A 16,801-nucleotide genomic window follows, 5' to 3' on the forward strand; every position below is an offset into this window, starting at 1 on the left:
AATGCAATCGGCCATGAAAACGCCCGTGCAACCCTGGTACAAGCACCTCTGGCCATGGATCATCATCGGCATGCTGGGCACCTCGGTGTTTCTCAGCCTGATGATGGTCAACATCGCAGTGAACAACCAGGACTCCCTGGTCAGCGATAACTACTACGAGGCCGGCAAGGGCATCAACCGCTCCCTTGACCGCGAGCACCTGGCGCAGCAGCTCAAGCTGCGGGCGAACATCAGCTTCGACGAGCTGACCGGCGAAATCGACCTGCGTCTCTCCGGCAACAGCCATCCGGACAAGCTCACCCTCAACCTGCTCTCCCCCACCCTGGAAGCCCAGGACAAGCACATCGAACTGCTGCCCAGCCCGGCCGAAGCCGGCCGCTACACCGGCAGCCTCGACGCCGCCGTCAAGGGTCGTCGCTTCGTCGAGCTGCTCGGCGAGGAAAACGGTCAGGCCTGGCGTCTGTTCGAAGAAGAGAAAGTCGCCCCCGGCGGTTCGTTCGTCCTTGGCGACGAGCCCCTCAAGGGAGACGAAGCCGAGCGCCCATGAGCGCCCCGCTGCCCTGCTACCACTGCGCCCTGCCGGTTCCACCCGGCAGCCGTTTCACAGCGCAGGTCCTCGGTGAAACCCGCGAATTCTGCTGCCCGGGCTGCCAGGCCGTGGCCGAAGCCATCGTCGCCGGCGGCCTGGAAGGCTACTACCGCCACCGCACCGAAGCGGCGCCCAATCCCGACGTACTGCCCGAGCAACTCAGTGACGAGCTGAAGCTGTTCGACCGCCCCGACGTGCAGCAGCCCTTCGTCCGCCACGAGGGCGAACTGGCGGAAACCACCCTGATTCTGGAAGGCATCAGTTGCGCCGCCTGCGGCTGGCTGATCGAGAAGCACCTCAAGGGCCTGCCCGCAATCGCCGAGGCCGGCCTCAACCTGTCCAACCATCGCCTCCATGTGCGCTGGTCCGACAGCCAGATGCCGCTGAGCGCGCTGCTCGGCGAGCTGCGCAAGATCGGCTACGCCGCCCATCCCTACCAGCCCGACCGCGCCGCCGACCAGCTGCACCAGGAGAACCGCAAGTCCCTGCGCCAGCTGGGCGTCGCCGGCCTGCTGTGGTTCCAGGCGATGATGGCGACCATGGCCACCTGGCCGGAATTCAACATCGACCTCAGCCCAGAGCTGCACGAAATCCTGCGCTGGGTGGCGATGTTCCTCACCACACCGATCGTCTTCTACTCCTGCCAGCCATTCTTCCGTGGCGCCCTGCGCGACCTGCGCACCCGCCACCTGACCATGGATGTCTCGGTCTCCCTGGCCATCGGCGGCGCCTATCTGGCCGGCATATGGACGGCCGTTACCGGCCACGGCGACCTGTATTTCGACGCCGTCGGGATGTTCGCCCTGTTCCTGCTCTCCGGCCGCTACCTGGAGCGCCGCGCCCGCGAGCGCACCGCCGCCGCCACCGCGCAACTGGTCAACCTGCTGCCCGCTTCCTGCCTGCGTCTGGATGAGCTGGGCCAGAGCACCCGCGTACTGCTCAGCGAGCTGAATGTCGGAGACCGCGTGCTGGTGCAGCCCGGCGCGGTGATTCCCGCCGACGGCCTGATCCTCGACGGCCAGTCCAGCGTCGACGAATCCCTGCTCACCGGCGAATACCTGCCGCAACCGCGCCAGACCGGCGATGGCGTCACCGGCGGCACGCTGAACGTGGAAGGCCCGCTGACCGTACAGGTCAACGCCCTTGGCAGCGACAGCCGGCTCTCCGCCATTGTTCGCCTGCTGGAACGCGCCCAGTCGGACAAGCCGCGCCTCGCCGAACTCGCCGACAAGGCCGCGCAGTGGTTCCTCATCGCCCTGCTGGTGCTCGCCGCCGTGGTCGGCCTGTTCTGGTGGCATCACGATGCTTCCCGCGCCTTCTGGGTGGTCCTGGCGATGCTGGTGGCGACCTGCCCCTGCGCCCTCTCCCTGGCTACGCCCACCGCGCTCACAGCGGCCACCGGCAGCCTGCACAAGCTCGGCCTGCTGCTGACCCGCGGCCACGTGCTGGAAGGCCTGAATCACATCGACACGGTGATCTTCGACAAGACCGGCACCCTCACCGAAGGCCGCCTGACCCTGCGCGCCGTGCGGACGCTGAGCGAGCTCGACAGCGACAGCTGCCTGGCCCTGGCTGCCGCGCTGGAGAACCGCTCCGAACACCCCATCGCCCGCGCCTTCGGCCGCGCGCCGCAGCCTGCCGAAGGCGTCGAGAGCCATCCGGGCCTGGGCCTCGAAGGGCAGGTTGGAGAGCGCCGCCTGCGCATCGGCGAGCCGTCCTTCGTCTGCGCCCTGAGCCACAGCGTGGCGCCTGCGCACCCGCAGGAGCCCGGCCAGTGGCTGTTGCTCGGCGATGAGCGCGGCGCCCTGGCCTGGCTGGTGCTGGACGACCGCATCCGCGGGGACGCCGCTGACCTGCTCGACGCCTGCCGTACCCGTGGCTGGCGGACCCTGCTGCTGTCCGGCGACAGCTCGCCGATGGTCGGTCGGGTCGCCGCCGAACTGGGCATCGACGACTGCCGCGGCGGCCTGCGCCCGGACGACAAACTGGAGGTCCTGCGCCAGCTGCACCAGGAAGGCCGCCGCGTACTGATGCTCGGCGACGGCGTGAACGACGTGCCGGTGCTGGCCGCCGCCGACATCAGCGTCGCCATGGGCTCGGCCACCGACCTGGCGAAGACCAGCGCCGACGCCGTGCTGCTGTCCAATCGCCTGGACAGCCTGGTGCAGGCCTTCAGCCTGGCACGCCGCACCCGCCGGGTAATCATCGAGAACCTGATCTGGGCAGGGCTGTACAATGGGCTGATGTTGCCCTTCGCCGCCCTCGGCTGGATCACACCCGTGTGGGCCGCGGTGGGCATGTCGATCAGCTCGCTGACCGTGGTGCTCAATGCCCTGCGCCTGACCCGGCTGCCCAGGACCGTCGACGCCTCCTCAGCGACCCACGCGCGCCCCGCCGTCCTGGAGACGAGCCAGGCGCTGCCACGGAGTTGAAATGCCCGCACTCTACGTCATGATCCCGATCGCCGTGCTGATCGTCGGCATCTGCATCTGCATCTTCTTCTGGGCGGTGAACAGCGGCCAGTACGACGACATGGACAGCCCGGCCCACAGCATCCTGTTCGACGACGAAGACCCCAAGCACCAGGCTGGGGTCGACGAAGCCGAAGGCACCGATCCGAAGGACAAGCACGATGCCTGAACTGGCGCCCCTGCTGGCGTCGGCGCTGATCCTCGGCCTGCTCGGTGGTGGCCACTGCCTGGGCATGTGCGGTGGTCTGATGGGCGCGCTGACCATGGCGATTCCACCCGAGCAGCGTGCCCGGCGCCTGCGCCTGCTGCTGGCCTACAACCTCGGACGCATCCTCAGCTACGCCTGCGCAGGGCTGCTGCTCGGCCTCGCCGGCTGGGCCATCGCCCGCACGCCGTTCGCCGCGGCGCTGCGCATCGTCGCCGGGCTGCTGCTGATCGCCATGGGTCTGTACCTGGCGGGCTGGTGGAGCGGTCTCACCCGCATCGAAGCACTCGGGCGTGGCCTGTGGAAGCACATCCAGCCCTTCGCCAGCCGCCTGCTGCCCGTCGCGACCGTTCCCCGCGCGCTGCTGTTGGGCGCTCTGTGGGGCTGGCTGCCCTGCGGCCTGGTCTACAGCACGCTGCTGTGGGCCACCAGCCAGGGTTCGGCCATCGACAGCGCGCTGCTGATGCTCGCCTTCGGCCTGGGCACCTGGCCGGTGTTGCTGGCCACGGGCCTCGCGGCAGAGCGCATCACCGCCCTGCTGCGCAAACGCAGCGTACGCATGGCCGGTGGCATTTTGGTGATCCTCTTCGGCCTGTGGACCCTGCCCGGTCCGCACCAGGCATGGATCATGGGCCACGAGATGCACGCGAACGTCGCCCACGGCCACCATAAAGCCGCTTGATACAGGTCAACAGGCCTCTGTCGGACTCTCCCTAGACTGCGCAGGAAAAGCTCGCCAACCGGGGACCTCGGCATGCTCGACAATATTCGCTGGGACGCAGATCTGATACGCCGCTACGATCTGTCCGGCCCGCGCTACACCTCCTATCCCACCGCTGTGCAGTTCCACGAAGGCGTCGGCCCCTTCGATCTGCTGCACGCGCTGCGCGATAGCCAGAAGGCACAGCGTCCGCTCTCGCTCTACGTGCACATCCCGTTCTGCGCGAACATCTGCTACTACTGCGCTTGCAATAAGGTCATCACCAAGGATCGCGGCCGCAGCGCGCCCTATCTGGCCCGGCTGATCCGCGAAATCGAGATCGTCAGCCGCCACCTGGGTCGCCAGCAACAGGTCGAGCAATTGCACTTCGGCGGCGGTACGCCGACTTTCCTCAGCTCCGGCCAGTTGCGCGAGCTGATGAGCCAGTTGCGCACCCACTTCCACTTCCTCGACGACGACTCCGGCGACTACGGCATCGAGATCGACCCGCGCGAAGCCGACTGGTCGACCATGGGCCTGCTCCGCGAACTGGGCTTCAACCGCATCAGCCTCGGCGTGCAGGACTTCAACCTGGAAGTGCAGCAGGCCGTGAATCGCCTGCAGAGCCTCGACGAAACCCGCGCCATCATCGATGCCGCGCGCACCCTGCAGTACCGCTCGATCAACATCGACCTGATCTACGGCCTGCCCAAGCAGAACCCCGACAGCTTCGCCCACACCGTCGAACAGGTGATCGCCCTGCAGCCCAACCGGTTGTCGGTGTTCAACTATGCGCACCTGCCGGAGCGCTTCATGCCGCAACGGCGGATCAATGCCGACGACCTGCCCTCCCCCGGGCAGAAGCTGGAAATGCTCCAGCGCACCACCGAGCAATTGGAAGCCGCCGGCTACCGCTACATCGGCATGGACCATTTCGCCCTGCCGGACGACGAGCTGTCCATGGCCCAGGAGGACGGCACCCTGCAACGCAACTTCCAGGGCTACACCACCCACGGTCATTGCGACCTGGTAGGCCTGGGCGTTTCGGCGATCAGCCAGGTCGGCGATCTCTACAGCCAGAACAGCAGCGATATCGCCGACTACCAGAGCTCGCTGGACCAGAGCCAGCTCGCCACCCGCCGCGGCCTGCACTGCAACAAGGACGACATCATCCGCCGTGCGGTGATCCAGCAGCTGATCTGCCACTTCCAGCTGGACTTCGACGAGATCGAGGAGCTCTACAACATCGACTTCCGCGGCTACTTCAATGAAATCTGGCCGGACCTCGAACGCTTCGCCGCCGATGGACTGGTCACGCTCACCCCGCGCGGCATCGACGTCAGCGCTTCGGGTCGGCTGCTGGTACGCAGCCTGTGCATGCTGTTCGACCGCTACCTGCCGACGCAGAACCTTCAGCGTTTCTCACGGGTGATCTGAGCCTTTCGATAACACGACAGAAGGACGAGGCCGACTGTCGCACCCATTGCAACAGGATATGTCCGACACCTTCGGGTGAAGAAAGGGCCCTGAACCGGCCCTCTTCGGACGGCCTCGAGCTGTTTCGAAGTCCTTCCTGGCCCCCTCCTCCATCGCTCAAATAGCCGTTTCAGAGGGGCCGGCAACTGGCGCCGAGTCCTTCGACTGGGGTACCCTTGGTTTTTGTGTGCCTTCCCATTCAAGGAACTCCCAATGGCCGAAACCATCAAAGTGCGCGCCCTCCCCCAAGCACACTGCAAGGACTGCAGCCTGGCGCCCCTTTGCCTCCCCCTGTCGCTGAACACCAACGACATGGACGCCCTGGATGAAATCGTCAAACGCGGCCGACCGCTGAAGAAAGGCGAGTTCCTGTTCCGTCAGGGCGACGCTTTCGGCTCGGTCTTCGCCGTCCGTTCCGGCGCACTCAAGACCTTCAGCATCACCGACGGTGGCGAGGAGCAGATCACCGGTTTCCACCTGCCCAGCGAACTGGTCGGCCTGTCCGGCATGGACACCGAGAGCTACCCGGTATCGGCCCAGGCGCTGGAAACCACGTCGGTCTGCGAGATTCCCTTCGAGCGCCTGGACGAGCTGTCCGAGCAGCTGCCGCAACTGCGCCGCCAACTGCTGCGGGTGATGAGCCGTGAGATCCGCGACGACCAGCAGATGATGATGCTGCTGTCGAAAAAAACCGCCGACGAGCGCATCGCCACCTTCCTGGTGAACCTCTCCGCGCGTTTCCGCGCCCGTGGCTTTTCGGCCCAGCAGTTCCGCCTGGCCATGTCGCGCAACGAGATCGGCAACTACCTGGGCCTGGCGGTGGAAACCGTCTCCCGTGTGTTCACCCGCTTCCAGCAGAACGGCCTGATCGCCGCCGAAGGCAAGGAAGTGCACATCCTCGACTCCATCGAGCTGTGCGCACTGGCCGGTGGTCAACTGGAAAGCTGAACCGCTTGAAAGCTGACTGAATAGTTGACTTTCCGGTCATCGAAAACGGGCTCGCCGATTGGCGGGCCCGTTATACTTTCGGCTCTGCAAATACCGCATCAGGTGCACAACCAGCATGATCCTCAATCAACTCGACCTGAAGTCCATGATCCGCGCCGTTCCCGACTTCCCCAAGCCGGGCGTGATCTTCCGTGACATCACACCGCTGTTCCAGTCGCCGCGAGCCCTGCGCTTCGTCGCCGACAGCTTCATCCAGCGCTATGTCGAGGCCGAGTTCACCCACATCGGCGCCATGGACGCGCGCGGATTCCTGATCGGTTCGATCATCGCCTACGAGCTGAACAAGCCCCTGGTGCTTTTCCGCAAGCGCGGCAAGCTGCCGGCCGACGTGCTGGCCCAGGCCTACGAGACCGAGTACGGCGAAGCCCTGCTGGAAGTCCACGCCGACAGCCTGTGCGAAGGCGATAGCGTGCTGATCTTCGATGACCTGATCGCCACCGGCGGGACCCTGCTGGCCGCCGCGCAACTGGTGCGCCGCATGGGCGCCAGCGTGTTCGAGGCCGCCGCGATCATCGACCTGCCGGAACTGGGCGGCTCTGCCAAGCTGACCGATGCGCAGATCCCCACCTACAGCCTGACCGCCTTCTCCCTCGACGAACGCTGATCGGCGCTGCTTCCTCTCTCTCCAGACAACGGGCGCTACGGCGCCCGTTGTCGTTTCCGGCGGCCCCATCCTAAGGCTGGTCGTGGCCGCCTTGGCCTGATCCGACCCGGCCACGGCCGGATATGACCTGGAGATTGTCCGACAATGCTCCGAACATGACATCAGCTAATGACACAATCAGAGGTGGCATAGCGAACTAACGACAGGGCTTGCCCGGGTCGCCGCACCTGACGTGCGCCACCCTCCCGCACAACAACAAGGAGTTAGTCATGAACGCCAGCACCACGCCGATCCGCGCCAATTTCCCGGTCCGCCGCATGGACTTCAGCTTCAGCGAAACGCCGAAATACTGGTGGGACGGTCAACCCTTCATGACCCACTTCATGAATAACCTGTCCTCGCTGTTCCCCTACGGCGAAAAGTTCTTCGTCGATAGCGTGCGCGCCGTGCGTGAGCGCATCCAGGACCCGCAATTGCAGAAGGACGTCAGCGCCTTCATCGGCCAGGAGGCCATGCACTCCAAGGAGCACGCGGCCTACAACGAATACGCCGACCAATATGGCATCGACCTGGAGCGCCTGGAGCTGCGCATCAAGGTGCTGCTCGAATCGATCAGCAAGGTCACGACCAGGAAACACCAGCTGGCGATCACCTGCGCCCTGGAACACTTTACCGCGACCATGGCCGAGCAGCTGCTCAAGCGCGAGGACCTGAGCAGCCAGATGAAGTCGGACAAGATGTACAAGCTGTGGATGTGGCACGCCGTTGAGGAGAATGAGCACAAGGCGGTGGCCTATGACGTCTACCAGCAGGTCTACGGCGGCTACTTCACCCGCACCGCGGTGATGCTGCTGACCACCGTGATCTTCCTCGGCGTCATCGGCGGCTTCCAGATCCACTTGCTGCGCCGCGACGGCCAGCTGTTCAACTGGCGCAGCTGGAAGCACGGCCTGGGGGTGCTGCTGCATCCGCGCCGCGGTTACTTCGTCAACCTGATCCGCCCCTGGCTGGATTACTTCCGCCCCGGCTTCCACCCCTTCGACCATGACACCAAGTCGCTGGAAAGCCGTTGGAAGGAACAGCTGGATTTCGCCGGCTGATCCCTACGGCACAAAAGAAAACGCCAGGCATAGCCTGGCGTTTTTCATTCAGCCCGATGCACCCAAGGCGATCTCTGCGTAGGAGCGGACTCCGTCCGCGATGGCATCCGGCGCGATGCGAACCTATCGCGGACAGAGTCCGCTCCTACGCATGCCGGCTAGCCCTCCTGCCGGCGCGGCAGGTCATCCACCGTGTCGAACCAGGAAAGCTGCGACGAGCACCAGATATGGCACTGCGGCTTCATGCGTTCCGGTTCATCCAGGGTCACGGTATTGAGCCCGACGGTTTCGCCATCTCTCACACGGAATTCCAACGGCGTACCGCATTTCACGCAAAAGCGCCGCTCCCCCTCCGTGCTCGACCGCCACACCCCCAGCTCGCCGGACAGGTACCGGAAGCCCGCCAGCGGTATCACCGCCCAGGGCACCGCCGGCGCGGCACTGGACTTCTGGCAGATACGGCAGTGGCAGTAACCGGTCTCCTCCGGCTCGGCGTCGACCCGGTAGCGCACCGCGCCGCAGGCGCAGCCGCCGAACAGGGGCAAGGGCAACATGGCGATCTCCTGATACGGCAAAGGACAATTCAGAGCCTAGCCAGCATGCCGAAAGTCTGCAGCACCGCGACGCCCGTGAAGAGCAACAGGATTTGTCGCCCGGCCAGGACGCAGACCTCCTCGCGCTGCTCCGGCGGGCGCTCCAGGTAGTCCAGCGACTGCTGGAACAGTTGCCGGCTGATCGAGCGCGACAGCTGGTTCAATTCGTCTTCGTCGACATCCGGCAGCAGGTGGAACTGGCGGATGTCCTCGGCCATGTCCTCGCCGAACTCATCCATCACCCGTGCCAGCGCCACGCGCAGCACCGGTGATGGGCCATGCAGTTCGCGCACGCCAATGATGAAGGCCTCCGGATGGCTCTCGACGAAGTCGAAGAACAACCGCACGGTTTCCCGCGTCACCCGCAGGCCGCGCTCCAGGTCCAGGCCAAAAGGCACACTGGCGGCGCTCTCCCCTGACTGCGCGCGCTCGGCGGCTTCGCGGCGCAGATCACGCAGCGGCTGACGCAACTGGGTGGCGATATCGCGGATGATCGCCAGGCCCAGATCGTCCACATCGTCGAAATGCCGATAGAAGGTGTTCGGGTTCAGCCCCGCCTCTCGCGCCAACTCCCGCAATCCCAGGCTGCTGAGGCTGCGCCGCCCCGCCGCCAGGCGCAGCGCCGCATCGATCAGCGCGCGTTTGCCCGCGGCTTCCGCCGGCCGTTCTTCCTGTCCGATTTCCATGAGATTGGCGCCCGACCCCACCTAAGGTTGGTTGTTCCAGAAGTATACAGATGTCTACATTCGTACCACGTAGACAGTTGTATACGCCAGCAATAATCATAACAGGAGCTTGGCCATGGGTACGGGTACGCAACCTCAGACTGCCCCGAGCAGACACTGCAAGATCGCCATCGTCGGCACCGGTTTTTCCGGGCTGGGCATGGCGATCCGCCTTAGGCAGGAAGGCGAGAACGACATCCTGCTGTTCGAGAAGGACGCCGGCGTTGGCGGTACCTGGCGGGTCAACAACTACCCGGGCTGCGCCTGCGACGTGCAATCCCATGTCTATTCCTTCTCCTTCGAGCCGAACCCGGACTGGACACGCATGTTCGCTCGCCAGCCGGAGATCCGCGCCTACCTGGAGAACTGCTGGAAGAAGTACCGCCTGGAAGACAAGACGCTGTTCAATACCGAGATGCTGCGCTTCGAGTGGAACGACGAGCAGCAGCTCTGGCACCTGTTCGACGCCGCCGGCAATCACTACACCGCCAAGGCCGTGGTGTCCGGCATGGGAGCGCTGTCGATCCCCTCGATCCCTGCACTCAAGGGCCTGGAGAACTTCCAGGGCAAGGCCTTCCACTCCCAGCAGTGGGACCATGACTATGACCTGAAGGGCAAGCGCGTCGCGGTGATCGGCACCGGCGCCTCGGCCATTCAGTTCGTCCCGGAAATCCAGCCGCTGGTGGCCAAGCTCGACCTCTACCAACGCACCGCGCCGTGGATCCTGCCCAAGCCGGACCGCGCCATCAGCGACAAGGAGCGCGCGCGCTTCCGCCACTTCCCGGCCGTGCAGAAGCTCTGGCGCGGCGCGCTGTACAGCATGCTCGAAGGCCGCGTGCTGGGCTTCACCTTCGCCCCCTGGGCGATGAAGCTGGTGGGCCGACTGGCGGAGCGCTTCATCCGTCAGCAGGTGAAGGACCCGGACCTGCGCCGCAAGCTCACCCCCGACTACACCATCGGCTGCAAGCGCGTGCTCATGTCGCACAACTACTACCCCGCGCTGGCGGCCGCCAACTCCTCGGTGATCACCGACGGCATCCTCGAGATCAAGGCCGGCAGCATCATCACCAGTGACGGCCGCGAGCGGCCGGTGGACGCCATCATCTTCGGCACCGGCTTCACCGCCAACGACCCGATTCCGCGCGGCGTGGTGTTCGGCAAGGATGGCGTCGACCTGCTCGACACCTGGAAGAACGGCCCGGAAGCCTATAAGGGCACCATGACCCGTGGCTTCCCCAACCTGTTCTTCCTCATGGGCCCCAACACCGGCCTGGGCCACAACTCCATGGTCTACATGATCGAGTCGCAGATCGCCTACGTGCTGGGCGCCATCAAGCTGATGGACCGCCGCGAACTGCACAGCGTCGAAGTGAAGGGCGAAATCCAGGATCAGTGGAACGCCAAGCTGCAGCGCGGCCTCAACCACAGCGTGTGGAACACCGGCGGCTGCAAGAGCTGGTACCTGCACCCGGTGAGCGGGCGCAACTGCACGCTGTGGCCGGGCTTCACCTGGCGCTTCCGCGCGCTGACCAGCCAATTCGATCCGTCCGCCTATCATCTGAAGGCCAAGCCCCTGGGCAGCGCCGTCGTCCAACCGCAACGCCACGCCGAGGAGGTGCCGGCATGAAGAACTTCGAGAACAAAGTTGCCGCCATCACCGGCGCCGGCTCCGGCATCGGCCGCGCCCTGGCCATCGAGCTGGCCTCCCGTGGTTGCCACCTGGCCCTGGCGGACGTGAATGCCGCCGGCCTGGAGGAAACCCGCCAGTTGCTCTCGTCCTCCGGCATACGCGTGTCCATCGACACCGTGAACGTCGCCGACCGCGAGCAGGTGCACGCCTGGGCCGACAAGGCCGCCCGCGAGCACGGCAAGGTCAACCTGGTGTTCAACAACGCCGGCGTCGCCCATGCCGGCACCGTGGAAGCCAGCGACTACGAAGAGTACGAGTGGATCACCAACATCAACTTCTGGGGCGTGGTCTACGGCACTAAGGCCTTCCTGCCGCACCTGAAGGCCTCCGGCGACGGCCATGTGGTCAACGTCTCCAGCGTCTTCGGCCTGTTCTCCCAGCCGGGCATGAGCGCCTACAACGCCACCAAGTTCGCCGTGCGCGGCTTCACCGAGTCGCTGCGCCAGGAGCTGGACATGGAGCGCGGCGGTGTTTCCGCCAGTTGCGTGCACCCCGGCGGAATCAAGACCAACATCGCCAAGACCGCGCGGATGAACGACAGCATGGTCAAGGTCACCGGGCAGAACGCCGAGGCTGCCCGCAGCCAGTTCAACGACCAGTTGCTGCGAACCACTCCGCAGAAGGCCGCGCAGGTGATCATCCGCGGCGTGGAACGCGATTCGCGGCGCATCCTGATCGGCCCGGATGCCCACGCCATCGACGTGATGCTGCGCCTGCTGCCGGTCTGGTACCAGAAAGTGGTCACCCTCAGCATGGGCCTGGCCAAGCGCTTCGCCCCCAAGTCCAAGCGCAAGCAAGGCGCTGAAGGATACGAAGCCAAGTAAGAGTCCCTTTTCCCCCCCTCGGGCCGGCACCCACCCACTACCCCTGGGTGGGCGCCGTTTTTTTTGTTTCAGCGGCGGGTCAGCACCACCTCCAGATACTCGCTGGGCACCACCAGCGACGCCGGACCGGCACGGTTGCTCGCCTCCAGCAGCTGGGTCAGGTCGCGTTCCAGTCCTTTCGCTTGGGCTTCCGGCAGGCTAGCAAAGGCCTTGTGCAGCGGGCCGTACCAGTCACGGAAGATCTCGATGAAGTGCGCCGCCGAGCGATAGCGGAAGTTGAAGATCTGCCGCGAGGCACGCAGCTCACTGATCGAGTCGCCGAACAGCTCGCGCAGATTTTCCTCCCGCCCCCAGGCCGACGGTGGACGCACACCGGCAGCCGGCGGCACGTAGCCCGAAAGCACCTTGAACAGCTGGCCGATGAAGCCCTCCGGCGTCCAGTTGGCCAGGCCGATGCGCCCGCCGGAGCGGCAGACGCGCGCCAGCTCGGCAGCCGCCTTCGGCTGGTCGGGGGTGAACATCACGCCGAAGGTCGAGACGACGGCATCGAAACTGCTGGTGTCGAAAGGCAACGCTTCGGCATCGGCCTCGCGGAACTCCACTTCCAGGTGTTCGGCGCGGGCACGTTCGGCGCCCAGCTCCAGCAGGCGCGGCACATAGTCGGTGGACATGACCCGGCAACCGCGCCGAGCCGCCGCCAGGGTGGCATTGCCGTTGCCGGCGGCGACATCCAGTACCCACTCGTCGCAGAGCAGGTCGCAGGCTTCGGCCAGGCGCTCGCCGACGATCTGCAGGGTCGTGCCGATCACGGCGTAGTCGCCGCTGGCCCAGGTAGCCATCTGGCGTTGTTTCAGGGCATTGAGATCGATGGCGGTGCTCATCTGTGCATCTCCTGGCGGCCAGGGCGCGCTCATTCGGCGGTGGTCGGATCGAGGGTGGTGACGACCTGCGATATCCGGTTGGCCGGGAAGCCACCCAGTCGTGCGTGCTCACGCACGGCGGCCTCGTCGGGGGCGATGTACAGGCAGTAGATGCGGTCATCGACGACATAGCTGTGCAACCACTGCACCTGGGGACCCAGTTGGCTCAGGACTTTGCAGGATTTCTGCGCGATGGCCTTGAAATCGCGCTCGGAAAGGGCTCCGGCGCCGGGGATTTCGCGCTCGATTACGAACTTCGGCATGACATTCTCCTGGTGGGTGGAAATGGACGGGGACCGCAACCTCCCGCACCTTCATGCTGCGCCGCACGCTGTTTTCCGTCCTGCTCAAGCGTCGCCCTTCCCTGCCCGATCGTCCGGCGACCTGTCGCAGCCGCCCTTTCACACCCAGACTTCGGAGAGGGCCCTGCCCGGAGGGACACGTCATGAGCTCGAAAACCAGCCTCACCGCCCAGCAGCGCCCTGAACCCCTGGTGCGCCCGGATACCAACAGCGGAGTCGATTGATGGATGCCCTGTCGGAAACCCTGCGGGTGGTGCGCCTGATCGGCGCCATCTTCATCAATGCACGCTTCACCGCGCCCTGGTGCTACCAGTCGCCCCGCGCCGATTCGGTCATCGAACTGCTGGAGCCCGGCGCCGAGCAGTTGGTGATCTTCCACCTGATCACCGAGGGCGAATGCTTCGTCGAGATGGGCAAGGCCGCACCGGTAAAGCTGGTGGCGGGCGATGCTGTGCTGTTCCCCCAGGGCCATGCCCACCGCATGACCTCACAGCCCGGCGTGCCACCCGCCAGCGGTGCGCAGCTCGAAGCGGTACTCGCACGTCGCCCCCGGCAACTGGCCTACGGCGGCGGTGGCGCGACGACCCGACTGGTGTGCGGCTACCTCGCCTGTGACGCCCGCCTGGCACGGCTGCTGCTCGCCGGACTACCCGCCTTGGTGAAGGTCAATGTACGCGGTTCCGACGCGGGCGCCTGGCTGGAGTCCTCGGTTCAGTACGCCCTGGCCGAGGCGCGCTCGCCGCGCCCCGGCGGCGCCGGTGTGCTGGCCAAGCTGGCGGAAGTGCTGTTCATCGAAGTGCTGCGCCTTTACATGGCACAGCAAGACGAAGACCGCACCGGCTGGCTGGCCGGACTGCACGACCGTATCGTCGGCAGCGCGCTCGGTGAGCTGCACAGGTCACCGGCCCACGCCTGGAGCCTGGAAGAACTGGCGCGCTGCGCCGGCACCTCCCGCTCGGTGTTGGCCGAGCGCTTCCAGTGCCTGGTCGGCTGCCCGCCGATGCAGTACCTGACCCAGTGGCGGATGCTCCTGGCCGCCAATCTGCTGCGCGGCAGCAATGCCCCGCTGGCGCGCATCGCCGAGGACGTCGGCTACCAGACGGACACCGCCTTCAGCCGCGCCTTTCGCCGCGAATATGGCTGCCCGCCGGCGGCGTGGCGACGGAGCCAGGCCGCTGGGGCGCGCCCATCCTTGTAGGAGCGAGCTTGCGCGCGAACGCTTACCGGCGGCAATGGCGTCAGGCGGGTTCGCGAGCAAGCTCGCTCCTACAGAAAAGCACCCTCGCTGGCCCGCTCCTACAGCGGAATTCCGAAGGGGCTCCTGGAATCACAACCGCATCTGCTTGGCGATGATCTCGTTCATGATCTCCCGCGTGCCGCCGCCGATGGAAAGGATGCGGTTGTCACGGTACAACCGTTCGACGAGGCTCTCGCGCATGTAGCCCATGCCGCCCAGCACCTGCACCGCGTCGTAGGTCACCCGGTCGGCGACATCCGTGGCGAAGTTCTTGGCCATGGAGATTTCCTTGATCACGCTCTTGCCGACGGCCATCTTCGCCGCCTGGCGGTAGGTGAACTCGCGGGAGACCTCCACCTGCGTAGCCATCTCCGCCAGCCGGTGCTTGAGCACCTGGAACTTGCCGACAGGCTTGCCGAACGCCTCGCGCTCGCGGCTCCAGGCCAGCGCCTCGTCCAGCGCCAGCTGCGCGGTCATGTTGGCCATGATCGCCAGGGCCAGGCGCTCGCTCTGGAAGTTCGCCATGATGCAGGCGAAGCCCATGTTCTCCGCGCCAATGAGATTCTCCACCGGCACCTTGCAGTCGTCGAAGAACAGCTCGGCTGTGTCGGACGCCCACCAGCCCATCTTCTTCAGCTTGCGGCTGACGGTGAAGCCGGGCGTGCCCTTCTCCACCAGCAGCAGGCTGACACCACCGAAGCCATCGCCGCCGGTGCGCACGGCCACCGTGTAGTAGTCGGCACGCACGCCGCTGGTGATGAAGGTCTTGCTGCCACTCACGCGGTAGTAGTCGCCGTCGCGCACCGCGCGGGTCTTCAGGCTGGCGACGTCGGAGCCGCCGGAAGGCTCGGTAACCGCCAGCGCCATGATCTTCTCGCCGGCCAGCACCTGCGGCGCAATGCGCTCGCGCAGCTCCGGACGGCCCCACTTGATCAGCGGCGGCAGGCCGATATCCAGTGAGCCCAACCCCGCTACCAGGCCGCCGGAGCCGCAGCGCATCAGCTCTTCGCTGGCCGCCACCTTGGCGAACAGGTCGCCCTCGTGGCTGCCGCCCAGCGCCTCCGGATAGCCGATGCCGAGGATGCCGGCCTCGCCCGCCTTGCGGTACAGCTCGCGGGGAAACTCCTCGGCCTCTTCCCAGTCGGCGACGTGGGGCAGGATTTCACGCTCGACGAAGCGCCGCACGCTGTCACGGACCAGGCGGTGGCTGTCATCGAAGTACTCGGTGAACATGGACATGGCAAGGCTCCAGGCGATTTCCCTGAAAACTTACCGAGCGCTTGCTTGGTTTTCAAGGCGAGACATCCGCCATCGGCTAGGACAGATGCGCCGATCCGAACCGCTCGCGGTACGCCGAAGGCGCCACGCCCGTTGCACCACGGAAGGCGTTGCGGAAGCTTTCCACAGTGCGGAAGCCGCATTGTTCGGCGATCCGCTCGACGCTGTCGGCGCTGCTTTCCAGCAGCTCGCGGGCACGAAGCATGCGCTCGTGCTGCAGCCAGGCCTTGGGCGTCATGCCAGTGGCTTCGCTGAAGCGGCGCAGGAAGGTGCGCTCGCTCATCGCCACGCGACCAGCCAGCTCGCCCACGGAAATGGACCGATCCAGACGTTGCCGGGCCCAGTCCAGCAGTCCGGCGAGGTCATGCCGGGGCGCCTTCGCCGCCGGCGCGGGGATGAACTGCGCCTGGCCGCCAGCACGCTGCGGCGACATCACCAGGCGGCGGGCGACGGTATTGGCAACCTGCGCGCCGAAGTCCCGCGCCACCAGGTGCAGACAGGCATCGATGCCCGCCGCGCTGCCGGCGGAGGTGATCAGTTTTCCGGCATCCACGTAGAGCACCTGCGGATCGACTTCAATGGTGGGGAAACGCGCCGCCAGTTCATCGGCGTAGCGCCAGTGCGTGGTTGCCCGCTGGCCGTCCAGCAGCCCGGTGCCAGCCAGGACGAAGACGCCCGAACAGATCGACAGCAGCCGTGCGCCTTCGTCGTGGGCTTTGCGCAGCACCTGCACCAGTTCGGCGGACGGCGCCTCGGCGCGGTCCCGCCAGCCCGGCACTATGATGGTGCCCGCGGTGTCCAGCGCTTCCAACCCGCCATCGGCCAGCACCCGGATGCCACCCAGCGCACGCATTGGCCCCGCATCGACGGCGACAATGCGCTGGCGATACCAGGGGAAGTCGAACTCGGGCCGTGGCAGGCCGAAGATCTCCACGGCGATGCCGAATTCGAAGGTGCACAGGCCGTCGTAGGCGAGGACGGCGACGTCCAGGGGATCACGCTGCATTTGGCGGAAAACTTCCGATAACTGTCCAAGCCGCCACTGTAGCCGGCTTCGGCGGCCACATACAGTGGCGCCA

16 protein-coding genes and 1 pseudogene are annotated in these 16,801 nt (G+C 65.9%); 11 read left to right on the forward strand and 6 right to left on the reverse strand.

Annotation, left to right across the window (positions count from 1 at the left end):
• Position 1 precedes the first annotated feature (1 nt).
• The 8 genes from GA645_RS18175 (at position 2) to GA645_RS18210 (ending at position 8,153) form a co-directional block, all read left to right on the forward strand.
• Positions 2-547: a FixH family protein gene (locus GA645_RS18175; RefSeq protein WP_152224381.1), complete on the forward strand. Its 546-nt coding sequence runs from the start codon at positions 2-4 to the stop codon at positions 545-547.
• Positions 544-3,021 carry a heavy metal translocating P-type ATPase gene (locus GA645_RS18180; protein WP_152224382.1) on the forward strand — a complete coding sequence of 826 codons (2,478 nt, stop codon included), beginning with the start codon at positions 544-546 and terminating at the stop codon, positions 3,019-3,021. The genes GA645_RS18175 and GA645_RS18180 overlap by 4 nt, the downstream gene beginning before the upstream one ends.
• A gap of 1 nt (position 3,022) precedes the next feature.
• Entirely contained in the window at positions 3,023-3,229 is a 207-nt protein-coding gene (gene ccoS, locus GA645_RS18185) for a cbb3-type cytochrome oxidase assembly protein CcoS (protein WP_152224383.1), read from the forward strand.
• A complete protein-coding gene (locus GA645_RS18190; RefSeq protein WP_152224384.1) occupies positions 3,222-3,947 on the forward strand; it encodes a sulfite exporter TauE/SafE family protein in 726 nt (241 codons plus the stop codon). The genes ccoS and GA645_RS18190 overlap by 8 nt, the downstream gene beginning before the upstream one ends.
• A 72-nt stretch (positions 3,948-4,019) precedes the next feature.
• Positions 4,020-5,402 carry an oxygen-independent coproporphyrinogen III oxidase gene (hemN, locus tag GA645_RS18195; protein ID WP_152224385.1) on the forward strand — a complete coding sequence of 461 codons (1,383 nt, stop codon included), beginning with the start codon at positions 4,020-4,022 and terminating at the stop codon, positions 5,400-5,402.
• A 252-nt stretch (positions 5,403-5,654) separates the two neighbouring features.
• Complete coding sequence (anr, locus tag GA645_RS18200; RefSeq protein WP_015477764.1) at positions 5,655-6,389, forward strand: transcriptional regulator Anr; 735 nt, start codon at positions 5,655-5,657, stop codon at positions 6,387-6,389.
• Positions 6,390-6,504: 115 nt separating this feature from the next.
• Positions 6,505-7,053 (forward strand): adenine phosphoribosyltransferase, encoded by a 549-nt coding sequence (locus GA645_RS18205; RefSeq protein ID WP_152224386.1) that lies wholly within the window; start codon positions 6,505-6,507, stop codon positions 7,051-7,053.
• A gap of 269 nt (positions 7,054-7,322) precedes the next feature.
• Positions 7,323-8,153 (forward strand): metal-dependent hydrolase, encoded by an 831-nt coding sequence (locus GA645_RS18210; RefSeq protein ID WP_152224387.1) that lies wholly within the window; start codon positions 7,323-7,325, stop codon positions 8,151-8,153.
• A 158-nt stretch (positions 8,154-8,311) separates the two neighbouring features.
• On the opposite strand, the gene GA645_RS18215 is transcribed toward GA645_RS18210, so the two are convergent.
• Together GA645_RS18215 and GA645_RS18220 are read right to left on the reverse strand one after the other, a co-directional pair.
• A complete protein-coding gene (locus tag GA645_RS18215) occupies positions 8,312-8,707 on the reverse strand; it encodes a GFA family protein (RefSeq protein ID WP_152224388.1) in 396 nt (131 codons plus the stop codon).
• Between the two features lie 29 nt (positions 8,708-8,736).
• Positions 8,737-9,432, reverse strand: a complete 696-nt coding sequence (locus GA645_RS18220) for a TetR family transcriptional regulator (RefSeq protein WP_152224389.1) — start codon at positions 9,430-9,432, stop codon at positions 8,737-8,739.
• Positions 9,433-9,509: 77 nt separating this feature from the next.
• Between GA645_RS18220 and GA645_RS18225 the strand changes: the two are divergent.
• Together GA645_RS18225 and GA645_RS18230 are read left to right on the forward strand one after the other, a co-directional pair.
• Positions 9,510-11,098 (forward strand): annotated as a pseudogene (locus GA645_RS18225) (flavin-containing monooxygenase).
• Entirely contained in the window at positions 11,095-11,985 is an 891-nt protein-coding gene (locus tag GA645_RS18230; protein WP_152224391.1) for an SDR family oxidoreductase, read from the forward strand. The pseudogene GA645_RS18225 and the gene GA645_RS18230 overlap by 4 nt, the downstream one beginning before the upstream one ends.
• A 68-nt stretch (positions 11,986-12,053) precedes the next feature.
• On the opposite strand, the gene GA645_RS18235 is transcribed toward GA645_RS18230, so the two are convergent.
• Together GA645_RS18235 and GA645_RS18240 are read right to left on the reverse strand one after the other, a co-directional pair.
• A complete protein-coding gene (locus GA645_RS18235) occupies positions 12,054-12,866 on the reverse strand; it encodes a class I SAM-dependent methyltransferase (protein WP_152224392.1) in 813 nt (270 codons plus the stop codon).
• 29 nt (positions 12,867-12,895) lie between these two features.
• On the reverse strand, positions 12,896-13,168 hold the full coding sequence (locus tag GA645_RS18240) for a DUF4242 domain-containing protein (protein ID WP_152224393.1): 273 nt from the start codon (positions 13,166-13,168) through the stop codon (positions 12,896-12,898).
• Positions 13,169-13,430: 262 nt separating this feature from the next.
• Here GA645_RS18240 and GA645_RS18245 point away from each other — a divergent pair, with 262 nt between their 5' ends.
• Entirely contained in the window at positions 13,431-14,405 is a 975-nt protein-coding gene (locus GA645_RS18245; protein ID WP_152224394.1) for an AraC family transcriptional regulator, read from the forward strand.
• A gap of 129 nt (positions 14,406-14,534) precedes the next feature.
• Here the strand turns inward: GA645_RS18245 and GA645_RS18250 are convergent, their stop codons facing one another.
• Together GA645_RS18250 and ftrA are read right to left on the reverse strand one after the other, a co-directional pair.
• The gene (locus GA645_RS18250; RefSeq protein WP_152224395.1) at positions 14,535-15,683 is read right to left on the reverse strand and encodes an acyl-CoA dehydrogenase family protein; all 1,149 of its coding nucleotides are present in this window, start codon (positions 15,681-15,683) and stop codon (positions 14,535-14,537) included.
• A 76-nt stretch (positions 15,684-15,759) separates the two neighbouring features.
• Positions 15,760-16,728: a transcriptional regulator FtrA gene (gene ftrA / locus GA645_RS18255; protein WP_152224396.1), complete on the reverse strand. Its 969-nt coding sequence runs from the start codon at positions 16,726-16,728 to the stop codon at positions 15,760-15,762.
• Between the last annotated feature and the right edge of the window lie 73 nt (positions 16,729-16,801).

It is taken from the genome of Pseudomonas sp. SCB32 (genome assembly GCF_009189165.1).
GTDB lineage: Bacteria > Pseudomonadota > Gammaproteobacteria > Pseudomonadales > Pseudomonadaceae > Pseudomonas.